Here is a 14,466-nt window from a genome sequence, read left to right as displayed (position 1 = left end):
GCGGAAACAGCGTAAATCCAGTTTTCTGCTACTTTTTTATATTTTTGTAAAGTGTGTTGCTTAAAAGCGTAAGTCCAACTTATGTAGGTAATGCACTTTTTTGTATTTTAAGGAGGAAAAGAATGGAAGAAAACAACAAAATGAAAAATGAGCCAGTCAATAAGTTGATGCTTCAAATGGGTGTGCCTATGATTTTATCTATGGCCCTGCAAGCTGTCTATAACATAGTTGACAGTGCCTTTGTAGGAAATATGAAAGAAGGAAGTGAAGCCGCATTAAATGCACTTACCTTAGTTTTCCCTATCCAGATGTTGATGGTGGCCTTAGCCATTGGTACAGGTGTTGGAGTAAACGCCTTACTCGCAAGAACTTTGGGACAGAGAAATCGTGAAAAAGCTTCTAAAGTAGCCGGAAATGGTTTGTTTCTAGCTACAGTTATTTATGTTCTTTGTGTATTATTCGGTTTGTTTGGCATTAAAGCCTATATATCCTCTCAAACAAGTGATTCACTTGTATTATCGATGAGTGAGGACTATCTAAGAATTTGTTGCCTATTATCCTTTGGCGTTGTGTTTTTTTCTATATTTGAAAAACTGCTCCAAGCTACAGGACGCTCCTTATATTCTACAATTGGACAAGTTGCAGGAGCCGTAATCAATATGATTCTAGATCCTATCTTGATCTATGGCTTTAATTTAGGTGTACAAGGAGCGGCTTATGCGACAGTTATTGGACAAATTTTATCGGCTTTATTATTAGTTGTGTTTCATATGCGTTTAAATAAAGAATTTGATCAAGGTATAACTTATATGAAACCAAATAAGCGTATCATCAAAGAAATTTATTCCATTGGACTTCCAGCCATAATTGCCCAGGCATTGATGTCATTCATGGTATATGCGATGAACTTAATTCTAAAATTTGATGCATCTGCACAAACGGCCTATGGCCTATTCTATAAAGTACAACAATTTGTCTTATTTATGGCATTCGGTTTAAGAGATGCGATTACACCTATTATTGCCTTTTCGTATGGTATGCAAAATAAGAAGCGTGTTAAAGATGGAATTAAATATGGCTTAATCTATACTATCGTATTAATGGTCTTGGGTACTCTAATTACAGAACTGTTCCCAAACTTTTTTGCGACACTATTTAATGCAGGACAATCCAGAATATATTTCATCAGTGCTGTTCGAATCATATCCATTAGCTTTTTGTTTGCGGGTGTAAATATCGCATTTCAAGGTGTGTATCAAGCTTTGAATGGAGGTATGGAATCCTTGATTGTATCCTTGCTTAGACAAGTCATTTTGATTTTACCTTTGGCTTGGGGATTTTCAAAACTTGTCATTCAATATGATAGGGATGTATCTTTGATTTGGTATGCATTTGTGATTACGGAAGTTTTATCTTGTGTTGTGGGATGGGTATTTTTAAGACGAATTGAGAAAAAGAAGATGGTGTTTGATTAAGGTCAAACACTTTTTCTTTTGTGTGGTGTATAATAAAGTACATATGGAGGAAACATATGGAACAAGATTCTCTATTTTCAATACAAGAAGATACAAGGCCTTTAGCCGATCGTATGCGTCCGGAAACATTGGATGAATATGTGGGACAAAAACAGCTTGTTGCCAAGGGAAATCTTTTGTGGCAAATGATTGAACATGATCAAGTGACATCGATGATTTTCTGGGGTCCACCTGGAGTAGGAAAAACGACATTAGCACGTATTATTGCACATCAGACAAAGAGTTATTTTGTGGATTTCTCAGCTGTTACTAGTGGCATTAAAGAAATCAAGGAAGTTATGAAACAGGCCGATACGCGTAGGGCCTTGGGACAAAAAACAATACTATTCGTAGATGAAATCCATCGTTTTAATAAGGCGCAACAAGATGCATTTTTACCCTATGTGGAAAAGGGAAGTATCATTCTAATTGGTGCTACAACAGAAAATCCTAGTTTTGAGATTAATTCTGCCCTTTTATCTAGGTGTAGAGTGTTTGTGTTAAACAGTCTAAATACGGATGACTTAAAAGATTTGATTATTCGTGCTATTTCCAGCTCAAAAGGATTAGGCAATTTAAAAATACATATTACGGATGAAGACATTGAGGCGATTGCCGCATTTTCTGGTGGAGATGCCCGCTTTTGTTTAAATACATTAGAGATGGTTGTTTATAATAGTCCAAGTGAATTGGATGGTATTCATGTTTCACAGGATATTTTGAAGCAGTGCCTTCAAAAAAGGTCGTTATTGTATGATAAAAAAGGGGAGGAACACTATAATATTATTTCGGCTCTACATAAAAGTGTACGAAACTCCGATGTACAGGCTGCTGTATATTGGTTAGCGCGTATGTTAGAGGCTGGAGAAGACCCTTTATATATCGCAAGAAGATTCGTTCGTATGGCTAGTGAAGATATTGGTATGGCAGATTCCAGAGCCTTAGAAATCTGTGTGGCAGCCTATCAGGCATGTCACTATTTAGGTGTTCCAGAATGCAATGTGCACTTAACGCATGCAGCTGTATATTTGGCTTTGGCTCCAAAATCAAACGCTTTAGAAGTGGCTTATAATAATGCGAAAAGTGATGCACTAAAAACATTAGATCAGCCAGTGCCTTTACACATTCGTAATGCGCCGACAAAGCTAATGAAAGATTTAGGTTATAATAAAGGATATGAGTATTCACATGATTATGAATATCACATGACAGATATGCAGTGTCTTCCAGATGCTCTAGTTGGTAAAGAATATTATGTACCAAGTGATCAGGGATCTGAAGTGAAGGTGCGAAATCGTCTTGCGCAGATTAAACAAATCAAGGCAATGGTGCATAGAAATCGTATGATGAAGCAAAATCCTAAAGGAGGAAAACCGTGAAACCACATGAGCTAATGAATGAATTACAATATGGTGAGAGTATAGAAGTAGAATGTAAAAAAGCGTCAAATTCTTTACCAAAATCTGTATGGGAAACATATTCTTCTTTTGCAAACACAAATGGTGGAACTATTTATCTAGGGGTTGATGAATCCAAAAACAATCATTTTGAGATTGTTGGAGTAGATTGTCCTGAAAAAATAATAAAAGATTTTTGGGATACAATTTCTAGCGATAAAGTAAGTTCAAATATTTTGTTGGAAAAAGATGTTCGTAAAGAATGTATTGATGGCAAAAGTGTTGTCATAATTCATGTGCCTCGTGCCGATTACAAGCATAGACCAGTTTATATAAACGGAAATCCTATGAAAGGAACATATAAAAGAAATTATGAAGGAGATTATCATTGTACAGAAAGTGAGATAAAATCATTCTTTCGAGATGCTAGCGATGAAGGGAACGATGGCACCTTGTTATCAAGCTATACAATGGAAGATATTGATGGAGATACTTTGCAGATGTATAGGAATGCATTTGAGGTACATAATCCAAATCATGTATGGAATTCATTGGATAATAAAAACTTTTTGAGAAGTCTTGGCGGATATGCTGTAAACAGAGGGACAAAAGAAGAAGGATTGACGTTAGCGGGATTATTGATGTTTGGGAAAGGTCTCTCTATACGGGAAAGATTAGAGAATTTTCGCTTTGATTTTTTAGATATGACAAATTTGATTGGAGACAGAAGATGGTCAGATCGTTTGACATATGATGGAACATGGGAAAATAACATTTACAATTTTATTAAGATAGTATTACCTAAGTTAGTGTCTGATTTAAAACGACCTTTTGTTTTGGAAGGTTTTCAACGGAAAGATGATACAGAAGTACATGCCTCTATACGAGAAGCAATGATGAATAGTATTATTCACTGTGATTATCATCAAGCTGGAATTTTAAAGATAATTAAAAAAGATAATGAATTTATTTTTTCTAATCCAGGTAGATTAAAAATATCTATTGAAGAAATTTATGAAGGTGGAAATTCAGTTGCGAGAAATCCTAAAATACAAACAATGCTGAGGATGATTGGATATGGTGAGAATATTGGTTCTGGATTCCCTATGATTTTAAAGACGTGGAAAGCCGAAAATTGGAGAAAACCAGAACTTTTAGAAAATGAAAACTTATCATGTGTTGAATTGCATTTACATATGATAAGTTTATTGCCTCAAGAGATAACAGAATATTTATCGCAAATATTTAAAGAGGATTATTTCTTGTTAAACGCAGAAGAACAAATGATTTTAAGCATTACTTATATGGATAAAGAAATTACAAATGAGAAAATACAATTATTGCTTAACACACATGTTGTTGAAGTCGGTAAATATTTATCTGATTTAGTAAAAAAAGAAATGTTGGTAGTAAACCAAAATGGTAGATGGACAACTTATAGCATAAATGAAAAGTATGGAGTATCTTTGATTTCATCTTTGGAATCAGATGAAGATTTGAATAAAACAGATAGAGAAATATTAGAATATTTAAAGAATAATAAGAAAATTACATCTAAAGATGTTATAAAGGTGACTAATATTTCATCCATATCAGGAGCTAATAAAGCTCTAAAAAGATTATTTGATAAAAATCTGTTGAAAAAAACTAGAATTAAGAATAGTGTATTTTATGAAATAAAGGAGTGTTAAAGTGGAAACCACTCAAAAAAAGTGGAAACCACTCAAAAAAAGTGGAAACCACTCAAAAAAAGTGGAAACCACTCAAAAAAAGTGGAAACCACTCTATGAGATACAAACAAAACTTGGAGGATTACATGAAAATAGAAATTCATAGTTTACAAGAAACACAGGAATTTGCCACTAAAATGGCAGATCTTTGTAGAAACAAACAATTAGTCATTACATTAGATGGAGATTTGGGTGCAGGTAAAACAACTTGGACAAAAAGCTTTGGGAAAGCGTTGGGTGTAAAGAATGTGATCAATTCACCAACTTTTACAATCTTAAAGGATTATAAACAAGAAGGTGGAGTCCCTTTCCATCATATTGATGCGTATCGTTTAGAAGGAAAATGTCAGGACTTAGGTTTTGAAGATTGTTTTGATGAAGGGATTACTGTAGTAGAATGGTCTGAATTTATTGAAGATCAATTGCCACAAGATCATATCAAAATTTCTTTTGAAGAAGGTATCGATGAAAATCGTACAGTGACATTAGAATATACGGGTCCTGTATCAAAAAGTATTGTGGAGGCATATCATGATTAGTTTATGTATGGATAGTGCTTATAAAGCATTGGTGTTAGGTTTATATAAAGATGGAACATTGATTGATGGTGTATCTATTGAAGCATTCAAGAAACAAAGTGAAACGATTTTTGTGGAATTAAATCAATTGTTTGAAAAGACAGGCTTAGACTATAAAGACGTAGATGAAGTGATCATTACAGATGGTCCTGGATCTTATACAGGCATTCGTATTGCGATGACAATTGCGAAAGTATTCTGTACACAAATGCATAAAACATTAAAGTGTATTAGTACAATGCAGTTGTTTGCGGGCATGGATGAAAGTGCCAATGTTATTTTGGATGCGCGTAGTAAAAGAGCGTATGTAGCACACTTAGAAAAGGGTGTTGTGGTTGGAAAAACACAAATTTTAGAAGTCGATCAATTGGAAAATTTCTTAAATGAACATCCTGGAACATTGTATGGAGATGGATATTTAGTGAATCAAGAAGCTGCAAGTTGTGATTTCTTGAAGAATTTTATGGAGGTACCAAGTCGTACAATTGAAAATGTACATGCCTTAGTTCCTCAATATTTAAAAGAAAGTGATGCTTATAAAGCATGATTTTTAAAGAAATGAAAGACACGGATCTTGTTCGTGTTTTAGAACTTGAACAAGCTTGTTTTAAACAGCCTTGGCTAGAAAAAGATTGTTTATATGAATTGAATGAGAATCCTTTTTCTCATGGTTGGATTTTACTAGATGAAGATACCATTGTTGGATACGCCTTTTTATGGGAAACCTTTGAAATGGCGCAGCTTGCTCGTATTGGAGTTGATCCAAACTTAAGAAAAAGAGGATATGGTAAAGAATTGATGATGTATTTGTTTGATCGAGCTCGAGAAGTGGCTTGTGAATATATGACATTAGAGGTTCGTGCTAGTAACGAGGCAGCCTTGAATTTGTATCAAAAAATGGGCTTTATTCAAGTCAATGTATCTAAAAGTTATTATCCAGATGGAGAAGATGCCATTGTGATGACATTGGCATTGTAGGAGGATTATATGATTATTATCGGAATTGAAAGTAGTTGTGATGAAACAGCCGTTGCGGTTGTCAAAGATAAAAAGGAAGTATTATCCAGTGTAGTCGCAAGCCAAATTGATGTGCATACAGAATTTGGTGGGGTCGTACCTGAAGTGGCAAGTCGTATTCATGTAGAAAATATTTCGTATTGTATTGAAAAAGCATTAAAAGATGCCAATATCACTATGGAAGATGTGGATGCGGTTGCTGTTACGCAAGGTCCAGGCTTAATTGGATGTTTACACGTTGGGGTGCAAGCTGCCAAGACTTTGGCTTTTGCCTACCATAAACCATTAGTTCCTGTACATCACTTGGCAGGACATATTTATGCCAATGAATTAGTGGTGGATATGAAATATCCTGTATTGGCATTAGTTGTTTCTGGTGGAAATACAGAACTTGTTTATATGAAGGATGAAACAAGCTTTGAAATCTTAGGAGAAACACAGGATGATGCGATTGGAGAAGCCTTTGATAAGGTGGCTCGTGTGTTGGGCCTTGGATATCCTGGTGGTCCTAAAATTGATAAATTGGCAAAAGAAGGAAAGCCAGTATATGAACTTGCTAAACCGAAAACACAGGGTCGTTATGACTTTAGTTTTTCTGGATTGAAGAGTAGTGTTCTACAATTTACGAAGCGTATGGAAAGACAAGGCAAGACATTTGATATGGCAGATTTAGCTTGTTCATTCCAAGAATGTGCATTGGATGAAATCTTCTCTCGTGTAAGAGCCGTATTAGATGATCATAAAGATATTCGCCATTTCGTTGTAGGTGGTGGAGTAAGTGCCAACTCAAGACTTCGTGAAAAAGTAGAAGAATTAAGAAATGAATATCCAGAAGTTGAATTTACCGTGCCTCCAATGTATTGTTGTACAGACAATGCGAGTATGATTGGTGTTGCAGGAACCATCGCCTATCTTTCTGGAAGAAGAGGGAATGCAAGTTTAACTGCCGATTCAAGTCTAGAAATCCAATAGGAGGTTTTATGCAAGAGCTACGTTTACTTCAAGAAAAAGATTTAGAAAGTATATATCCAATCTATGTACATTATGTAAAGACAAGCGTTGCAATTTTTGATGTTGTGTCAGATTCTTTTGATGTATTTAAAGAACATATGATGGAAATTTCAAAGACAAATCCATTTTATGTCGCACTTAATGAGGATGTTCTAATTGGCTATGGCTATGTGCACCCGGCTTTTTCTAAAGAGGCGTATAAGTATTGTGTAGAACTTACTATTTATTTTAAAGAAGGAAAACATTATGGTTTACCTTCAAAAATGTTAGATCAGCTTGAAGCGGATTGTAGAAAGCTAAACATGCGTTGGATCATTTCATGCATTACGGATTCGAATGAAGAAAGTATTGCCTTTCATAAAAAACATGGCTTTACTATGTATGGGGCATTACCTTCTTGTGGTATAAAATTTGATGTGTGGCATGGTGTAGTTTGGCTTTGTAAGAGACTAAATGAGGTTAAAAAGGATTTTTCTTGTGCAAGTAATGCAACCATCTTAGGTAATGTTTCAATTGGTGAAGGTTCAAGTGTTTGGTATAATGCCGTGATTCGTAGTGAAGAAGAAACGATTGAAATTGGGCAAGAAAGCAATATTCAAGATCAGTGTGTTTTGCATACGGATTGTGGTTATCCATTAAAAATTGGTAATCGTGTTACGATTGGTCATGGGGCCATTGTGCATGGTTGTACGATTGAGGATGAGGTGCTTATTGGTATGGGCGCTATTATATTAAATGGAGCTTGTATTGGAAGCCATAGTATAATTGGTGCTGGTTGTGTTGTACCTGAAAATATGGTGATTCCACAAAGGAGTGTTGTGGTTGGAGTACCGGCTAAAATCATTAAAAAGACTTCAGAATCTCAGGTTTCTGACATTCTTTCAAATGCAGATCATTATGTAAAATTATCAAAAAAATTGGGTTAGTCATTTGGCTAATCCTTTTGTATATTGTAAAATCGATGTAGTGAGGTTGACTATGGAAAACTTATTAAATTATGTACATTTAAGAAGAGATATCGACTTTTCTATTCGTCCCTTTAATGAGGTGGATATGTTAGTATGTGCCGATTTATCTTATGTGGATTGGGATGGCATTGTGGAAAAGGACGAGGTTTCTTTAGAAGAAGCATGTCGTAAATATCTTTCTTTATATAGTGAAGAGGAATTAAAGAGTAAGTATACATTTTCAATGAATCTTCCACATTTGATTGATGCGTTGCAAGATACGATTCGTTATGGGAATATAAAGTTAAAGAACTATAAAAAAGTCTATAGCGATGAAGATGTGATTCAATTTAGTGTGGTAACACTTGTGTTGCCAGATGGATCTTTCGTTATTTCTTTTAGTGGTACAGATGGTAGTATTACGGGCTGGAAAGAAAATTTAATGATGACCTATAGCAAGGATCTTCCTTGTCAAATCCTGGCGAAGGATTATGTTAAGAAAACCATTGCGGATATTCCTGAAACGAGTTATTTGTTTGGATTAAAAAAGAAAAAAGTCTATCCAAAGATGTATTTGACGGGGCATTCAAAGGGTGGAAATCTAGCGATGTATGCCTATTTAAAAAATCCAAAACTACAGGGATATATTGAAAGTGTGAAAAGTTTTGATGGGCCTGGCTTTGCGGATGGTTTTTGGCAAGGTGATGAGGATGTATCTAAGATCACAAACTATATTCCTAAGGATAGCATTGTGGGTCGTGTTTTAGATCATAGAGAACAAACGAAAGTCATGGATGCCCAAGGTTCTGGTCTAGTTCAGCATGATACGCTTATGTGGAGTGTGGATGTAAAAGACTTTAATTATTGTGATGCACTCACAAAAGAGAGTGATGATTTATTGGAATATGTAAATAAGTTATTAATGGATCGTCCACTGGAAGAAAAAGAGCGTTATTGTCATTTGATTGGAGAATTATTTGATCGTATGGAAATTTATACGATTGCGGATTTAACTGAATTTTCATTTAAACAGGCATTGTCTGGAATTAAGGAGATTCGTCAATTGAATGCAGAAGAAATTAAGTTTATGTTTGAAGTTGTGAAATTTATTGCGGTGCAATCCGCTCCAATATTAGTGAAAGGAAGAAAGTAAAATGAGAAAAATAGGTTGGATTGGTGCTGGCATTATGGGTCAGCCAATGGTTATTCATTTGTTGAATAAGGGTTATGAAGTGCATGTGTACGCAAGACATCCAGAAAGGGTAGAACAAGCTAAAAATGCAGGTGCCATTTTAGAAGATTCGATTGAAGATTTAACGGCACATGTAGATGTGATTTGTACAATGGTCGGTTTTCCTAGTGATGTTAAAGAAGTATATGATGTGATTTTTAGTTGTATTGAAAAAGGTAAAACTTGTATTGATTTTACAACTTCAAGTCCAAAGCTTGCCAAAGAATTGTATATAAAAGGAAAAGAGCTTGGTGTTCACGTATTGGATGCGCCAGTGACTGGTGGAGATACGGGAGCTAAAAATGGTACTCTAACTGTTTTGGTTGGTGCAGACAAAGAGGATTTTGAAACAAATAAAGAAATCTTTGAAGCGTTTGGAACACAAATTGAGTATTGTGGCAAGGCGAGTTGTGGACAACATGTCAAGATGGCGAACCAAATCATGATTGCGAATACGTTACAAGGTATTTGTGAGGCCATGTCGTATTTGAAATGTAAAGATGTGGATGAATCTTTTGTATATCGCTTCTTGCGCAATGGGGCTGCTGGATCTAAACAATTGGAATTCCAAGGTAAGAAGATGTTAGAGAATGATTATGCGCCTGGTTTTTATGTGAAGCATTTTGTGAAGGATTTAAAAATTGCAGTACAAGAGGCACATTTTCCTTTGTATGGTGTAAATCGGGTCATTAAAGAATATGTGGATCTAATGGATCGTGGCATGAGTGATTTGGGTACGCAGTGTTTGATTGAATATTTTAGAAAGCCACAAATTAAAGCGGTTATCTTTGATATGGATGGTTTGATGTTTAATACGGAAAAGATGTTTAAGGATGAGTTTAAAGAGAAGGCTAAAGAATTAGGCGTTTCTTGTCCAGACTATTTTCCAGAACCTTTAATTGGTTGTGATTCAAGAAAGGTTGCAGAGTTTGAAATGATGTATCCAGGTGTGACAAGAGTTATGGAAGAAATTCAGGAAGAGCGTGTGGATTATTTCTTTACATATTTTAAAGAGCCTGGTAGTGCCAATATGGTTGGATTACAGAATTTAATTGAGTATATTGAAGAGAATAAGATTCCTTATGCGGTTGCCTCAAGTTCGCATCCGCAAGCTATTAAAAAGTTCTTGTCGCATGCAGGTTTTGTGTTAAGTCCAAATGTGATTGTATCTTCTAAAGAGGGATATAAATCAAAGCCGGCTCCAGATGTTTTCTTGGCTGCAGCAAAAAGATTAGGAATGGAACCAGAAAATTGTTTAGTGTTAGAGGATAGTAAGCATGGAATTATGGCAGCTGCCAATGCGAAGATGCATTCCATTTTTATTCAAGATCAGATTGCGCCAGATGACGAAATGAAGGAGTATATCCAAGAATCTTGTACGGATTTAAATGGGGTAATTGATTATTTAAAGCGTTGTAAATAATTGGTTGCTACTTTATAATATTGTTGAGAAATTAATAGGAGGACGTAATGAAAAAAGAATTAGTCATTGTTCTTGATTTTGGAGGACAATATAATCAGTTGGTTGCACGTCGTGTTCGTGAGTGCAATGTATATTGTGAAATTTATTCATATAAAACAGATTTAGAAAAAATCAAAGCTATGAATCCAAAAGGAATTATCTTAACTGGAGGACCAAATAGTTGTTATGAGGCAGATTCACCTACATATTCAAAGGAATTATTTGAATTGGGTATCCCAGTTCTTGGACTTTGCTATGGCGCACAATTGATGATGCATGTATTGGGTGGAAAAGTAGAAAAAGCAGATCACCGTGAATATGGTAAGACAGAGGTTCTTGTGGATAAGACTTCTTCTAAAATCTTTGAGGGTGTATCTGAAAAAACAATTTGTTGGATGTCACACTTTGACTATATTTCACAGGTAGCACCTGGATTTGAAATTACGTCTCATACAGATAACTGTCCTTGCGCATCAAGTGAAAATGCAGAAAAAGGATTATATGCTATTCAGTTCCATCCAGAAGTATTACATACACAAGAAGGGTCAAAAATGTTATATAACTTTGTTCGTGGTGTTTGTGGATGCAGTGGTGATTGGAGAATGGATAACTTTGTTGAAGAACAAATTAAGGCTATTCGTGAAAAGGTTGGAGATGGAAAAGTTTTATGTGCCCTTAGTGGTGGAGTAGACTCTTCTGTTGCAGCTGTATTATTATCAAAAGCAATCGGTAACCAATTGACATGTGTATTTGTTGATCATGGTTTACTTCGTAAAAATGAAGGGGATGAAGTAGAGGCTGTATTTGGTCCAGAAGGTCCATATGAATTAAACTTCATTCGTGTAAATGCGCAACAAAGATATTATGAAAAGCTAAAGGGTGTTGAAGAGCCAGAAGCAAAACGTAAGATCATTGGTGAAGAATTCATTCGTGTATTCGAAGAAGAAGCTAAGAAAATTGGAAAAGTTGATTTCTTAGTTCAGGGAACAATTTATCCAGATGTTGTTGAGAGTGGTTTAGGTGGAGAATCTGCTGTAATTAAATCTCACCACAACGTTGGTGGACTTCCTGATCATGTAGATTTCAAAGAAATTATTGAACCATTGCGTGACTTGTTCAAGGATGAAGTTCGTAAAGCTGGTTTAGAATTAGGTATTCCTGAATACTTAGTATTCAGACAACCATTCCCAGGACCTGGTTTAGGAATTCGTATCATTGGTGAAGTAACTGAAGAAAAAGTAAAAATCGTACAAGATGCAGATGCCATCTATCGTGAAGAAATCGCAAATGCTGGATTGGATCGTTCAATCGGTCAATACTTTGCAGCATTGACAAATATGCGTTCCGTAGGTGTTATGGGTGATGAAAGAACATATGATTATGCCATCGCTTTACGTGCCGTTAATACAATTGACTTTATGACTGCTGAATCTGCTCAGATTCCATATGAAGTATTAAATAAAGTTATGTCTCGTATTATCAATGAGGTTCGTGGGGTTAACCGTGTAATGTATGACCTTACTAGTAAGCCTCCTGGAACAATCGAGTTCGAATAAAGAATAAATGCTAGAATCGCTTTATATAAAGCATATTCTAGCTTTTTTTAAATATATTAAGATTTTGGTTTCGGAACAGAGAAATACGATATGTGAAATAGCACTAAAATATCACAAGATATGAATTATCAGAAACGACAAAAAGGACTATTGAAAATAGCCTGCATTTTGTATTTGTCTTTAATTGTTGAATCATTTTTTTACAATCATCTTATGATCACATTCAGGGCAGTGCATCATATAGTTTTTTTCAGGTTCATTTGGAAATAATTCGTTGATTAACCATCTAGGTACTTCTTCTTCGTAACCGCATTTTGTACATTTCATCAATACATCTTTTTCTGTATGTTCTGTCATTCTTTGAGTTTTCTAAAGGATTATAGGTATAGGTATACTGCATTATAGATCCACATTTACATTGGATTGGGTCTTAGGTTAAAAGAATCAATCAAGTGTGTGCGGTATCTAAATTTATTGAGTTTGTTTTTAAGAGTTTTGGTTCTTGTTTCACGAGAATAATCCTTATTCTTTAAGATTTTAAGAAGTGCATGTACTTTATCTAGAGTTTTCTAAAGATGCATTAGCATAGAATCAATAATATCGAGTGGTTAAGAAATGGTAGTCTGGAATATGTATAATAAGGTGGTTTATAAAGTTGATTGCGTTATCTGTGACATCATATCTTTTTTCATCCTTGTGATCATTGTAGAACCAGCTGACAGTATTTGATTCTTTATTGTATTCTGTGATTCTATTTTCAGCCATGGGGTCTGGCTGCATAGCGAATAAAGTAGTTTACGCAGCCTTGAATATCTTTACTATTTTTATTAGCCGAAGTATCGTTAGAATCGTTGTCATTGGATTTGAACTTGGCATAGACATAGAATCCTTTAGGATGATCTTTATAGAGTCTGTTCTTTTCTTCAGGTTTCTTTAATCCACCAGCTTCCTGGATGAGTCGAATTAGTTCAAACTGAAAAGTATTTCTAAGCTTCGTGAAATTGAAATGATGAAAAGTTTTGATTTTGTCTTTTTTAAGGAATAGATCAATTCAGGGATAAGGCAATGGATGTGTGGATTTTGTTTAAGGTCTTGTAAAAGTATGTATAGTGGCAATCATACCAAATTCATTACGAATAGGAATATCTTTGAATATATAGTGAGTATCAGAAAGCTTTTTCTTTTTAAGTTTATCGGCAAGAGATTTATTGGTAAGAATAGAAATTGTGTTTCTGGAAGCAACAAACAAAAGATTGAGTCTAGAACGATCCTGTCTGAACCAGTTTCTAAGTTCTTCAGGAATAGTAAATACAATGTGTCTATGAGGGCAGTCAAGACAAAAAGAAGTGGCCTTGGCTGCAAGCTGTTTGGCATATTTAACACCACATGCATTACAAAATCTAGAATGACAGGAATGAGGGATGACATTCCAGTTGTCACAATCGGGACATTCAAACTGATCAAAGCCAAGATAATATGTGTGGCAAAGAAGAGAACGTTCTACATTGTCTAAAATGCATGGACGAGCCTTACCGGAAGCATCTAATTTTCGGATATATTCAATATTGTCGAAAAAAATGTTCTTGATGGGATGAATAAAATTGAAGTTTCTAACATCACAATTTAAAAGTGATAGAGTTTCAATTGGAATGTTTGAATGATAAATAGTGTCCATAAATGAAGTATAGAATTAAATAGAGATGTAAACAAACTAGGTAAATGATAAGGATTTGAATATGTCCAATGTGAATTTAATGTGAACATGTGAGAATATCGATAAATATCACATATACACATTAGTGATATAATAATAAAAATAAAATAATTTAGAAAGTCTCAAATCTATCTGTTAAATCTGTTGTGAATAGAGTATAATAGAGTCAGATAGAACAGGAGGACTTGTCTTATGAAGGTGTTTTCAATGTCACAAAGAATCTATTATAAAGATTTAGAACCAGAAGCTGAATCCATCATTAAAAAGGATCTTGAACTGTATAACTGCATGCTTCATAAGGCCTTCAAG

At 34.8% G+C, this 14,466-nt stretch carries 14 protein-coding genes; 11 read left to right on the top strand and 3 right to left on the bottom strand.

Annotated features, from left to right (window positions below):
• Window positions 1–122 precede the first annotated feature (122 nt).
• From EUBIFOR_RS07760 to guaA, 11 genes are all read left to right on the top strand, one after another.
• Entirely contained in the window at window positions 123–1,475 is a 1,353-nt protein-coding gene (locus EUBIFOR_RS07760; protein WP_003865455.1) for an MATE family efflux transporter, read from the top strand.
• A gap of 56 nt (window positions 1,476–1,531) precedes the next feature.
• Window positions 1,532–2,893: a replication-associated recombination protein A gene (locus EUBIFOR_RS07755; protein ID WP_003865454.1), complete on the top strand. Its 1,362-nt coding sequence runs from the start codon at window positions 1,532–1,534 to the stop codon at window positions 2,891–2,893.
• Complete coding sequence (locus EUBIFOR_RS07750) at window positions 2,890–4,602, top strand: RNA-binding domain-containing protein (protein ID WP_003865453.1); 1,713 nt, start codon at window positions 2,890–2,892, stop codon at window positions 4,600–4,602. Before EUBIFOR_RS07755 ends, EUBIFOR_RS07750 begins: the two co-directional genes overlap by 4 nt.
• A 125-nt stretch (window positions 4,603–4,727) precedes the next feature.
• Complete coding sequence (gene tsaE / locus EUBIFOR_RS07745) at window positions 4,728–5,180, top strand: tRNA (adenosine(37)-N6)-threonylcarbamoyltransferase complex ATPase subunit type 1 TsaE (protein ID WP_040466346.1); 453 nt, start codon at window positions 4,728–4,730, stop codon at window positions 5,178–5,180.
• Window positions 5,173–5,766: a tRNA (adenosine(37)-N6)-threonylcarbamoyltransferase complex dimerization subunit type 1 TsaB gene (gene tsaB / locus EUBIFOR_RS07740; protein WP_003865451.1), complete on the top strand. Its 594-nt coding sequence runs from the start codon at window positions 5,173–5,175 to the stop codon at window positions 5,764–5,766. The genes tsaE and tsaB overlap by 8 nt, the downstream gene beginning before the upstream one ends.
• Window positions 5,763–6,197 carry a ribosomal protein S18-alanine N-acetyltransferase gene (gene rimI / locus EUBIFOR_RS07735; protein ID WP_003865450.1) on the top strand — a complete coding sequence of 145 codons (435 nt, stop codon included), beginning with the start codon at window positions 5,763–5,765 and terminating at the stop codon, window positions 6,195–6,197. The genes tsaB and rimI overlap by 4 nt, the downstream gene beginning before the upstream one ends.
• Window positions 6,198–6,206: 9 nt before the next feature.
• A complete protein-coding gene (gene tsaD / locus EUBIFOR_RS07730; protein WP_003865449.1) occupies window positions 6,207–7,208 on the top strand; it encodes a tRNA (adenosine(37)-N6)-threonylcarbamoyltransferase complex transferase subunit TsaD in 1,002 nt (333 codons plus the stop codon).
• 8 nt (window positions 7,209–7,216) lie between these two features.
• Window positions 7,217–8,173: a GNAT family N-acetyltransferase gene (locus EUBIFOR_RS13265; protein WP_003865448.1), complete on the top strand. Its 957-nt coding sequence runs from the start codon at window positions 7,217–7,219 to the stop codon at window positions 8,171–8,173.
• Between the two features lie 52 nt (window positions 8,174–8,225).
• Window positions 8,226–9,347 (top strand): Mbeg1-like protein, encoded by a 1,122-nt coding sequence (locus tag EUBIFOR_RS07720; protein WP_003865447.1) that lies wholly within the window; start codon window positions 8,226–8,228, stop codon window positions 9,345–9,347.
• A 1-nt stretch (window position 9,348) separates the two neighbouring features.
• The gene (locus EUBIFOR_RS12475; RefSeq protein WP_003865446.1) at window positions 9,349–10,848 is read left to right on the top strand and encodes an HAD-IA family hydrolase; all 1,500 of its coding nucleotides are present in this window, start codon (window positions 9,349–9,351) and stop codon (window positions 10,846–10,848) included.
• Between the two features lie 47 nt (window positions 10,849–10,895).
• Window positions 10,896–12,443 (top strand): glutamine-hydrolyzing GMP synthase, encoded by a 1,548-nt coding sequence (guaA, locus tag EUBIFOR_RS07710; RefSeq protein WP_003865445.1) that lies wholly within the window; start codon window positions 10,896–10,898, stop codon window positions 12,441–12,443.
• Between the two features lie 192 nt (window positions 12,444–12,635).
• On the opposite strand, the gene EUBIFOR_RS12980 is transcribed toward guaA, so the two are convergent.
• From EUBIFOR_RS12980 to EUBIFOR_RS07705, 3 genes are all read right to left on the bottom strand, one after another.
• Window positions 12,636–12,800 (bottom strand): hypothetical protein, encoded by a 165-nt coding sequence (locus EUBIFOR_RS12980; protein ID WP_003865444.1) that lies wholly within the window; start codon window positions 12,798–12,800, stop codon window positions 12,636–12,638.
• Between the two features lie 234 nt (window positions 12,801–13,034).
• Complete coding sequence (locus tag EUBIFOR_RS13560; RefSeq protein ID WP_003865443.1) at window positions 13,035–13,208, bottom strand: transposase; 174 nt, start codon at window positions 13,206–13,208, stop codon at window positions 13,035–13,037.
• 319 nt (window positions 13,209–13,527) lie between these two features.
• A complete protein-coding gene (locus tag EUBIFOR_RS07705) occupies window positions 13,528–14,118 on the bottom strand; it encodes a transposase zinc-binding domain-containing protein (protein WP_003865442.1) in 591 nt (196 codons plus the stop codon).
• Between the last annotated feature and the right edge of the window lie 348 nt (window positions 14,119–14,466).

The sequence above is a fragment of the Holdemanella biformis DSM 3989 genome (assembly GCF_000156655.1).
Lineage (GTDB): Bacteria > Bacillota_I > Bacilli_A > Erysipelotrichales > Erysipelotrichaceae > Holdemanella > Holdemanella biformis.
The sequence above is the reverse complement of the archived record's forward strand: the minus strand, read 5'-3'. Positions and strand labels throughout refer to the sequence as shown.

What these genes read in the sequence shown, in the direction of transcription:
- guaA (WP_003865445.1), top strand. Translation starts at nt 10,896, where the DNA reads ATGAAAAAAGAATTAGTCATTGTTCTTGATTTTGGAGGACAATATAAT.
- EUBIFOR_RS13265 (WP_003865448.1), top strand. Translation starts at nt 7,217, where the DNA reads ATGCAAGAGCTACGTTTACTTCAAGAAAAAGATTTAGAAAGTATATAT.
- EUBIFOR_RS13560 (WP_003865443.1), bottom strand. Translation starts at nt 13,208, where the DNA reads ATGGCTGAAAATAGAATCACAGAATACAATAAAGAATCAAATACTGTC.
- tsaE (WP_040466346.1), top strand. Translation starts at nt 4,728, where the DNA reads ATGAAAATAGAAATTCATAGTTTACAAGAAACACAGGAATTTGCCACT.
- EUBIFOR_RS07760 (WP_003865455.1), top strand. Translation starts at nt 123, where the DNA reads ATGGAAGAAAACAACAAAATGAAAAATGAGCCAGTCAATAAGTTGATG.
- EUBIFOR_RS12475 (WP_003865446.1), top strand. Translation starts at nt 9,349, where the DNA reads ATGAGAAAAATAGGTTGGATTGGTGCTGGCATTATGGGTCAGCCAATG.
- EUBIFOR_RS07705 (WP_003865442.1), bottom strand. Translation starts at nt 14,118, where the DNA reads ATGGACACTATTTATCATTCAAACATTCCAATTGAAACTCTATCACTT.
- EUBIFOR_RS12980 (WP_003865444.1), bottom strand. Translation starts at nt 12,800, where the DNA reads ATGACAGAACATACAGAAAAAGATGTATTGATGAAATGTACAAAATGC.
- tsaB (WP_003865451.1), top strand. Translation starts at nt 5,173, where the DNA reads ATGATTAGTTTATGTATGGATAGTGCTTATAAAGCATTGGTGTTAGGT.
- EUBIFOR_RS07720 (WP_003865447.1), top strand. Translation starts at nt 8,226, where the DNA reads ATGGAAAACTTATTAAATTATGTACATTTAAGAAGAGATATCGACTTT.
- EUBIFOR_RS07755 (WP_003865454.1), top strand. Translation starts at nt 1,532, where the DNA reads ATGGAACAAGATTCTCTATTTTCAATACAAGAAGATACAAGGCCTTTA.
- rimI (WP_003865450.1), top strand. Translation starts at nt 5,763, where the DNA reads ATGATTTTTAAAGAAATGAAAGACACGGATCTTGTTCGTGTTTTAGAA.
- tsaD (WP_003865449.1), top strand. Translation starts at nt 6,207, where the DNA reads ATGATTATTATCGGAATTGAAAGTAGTTGTGATGAAACAGCCGTTGCG.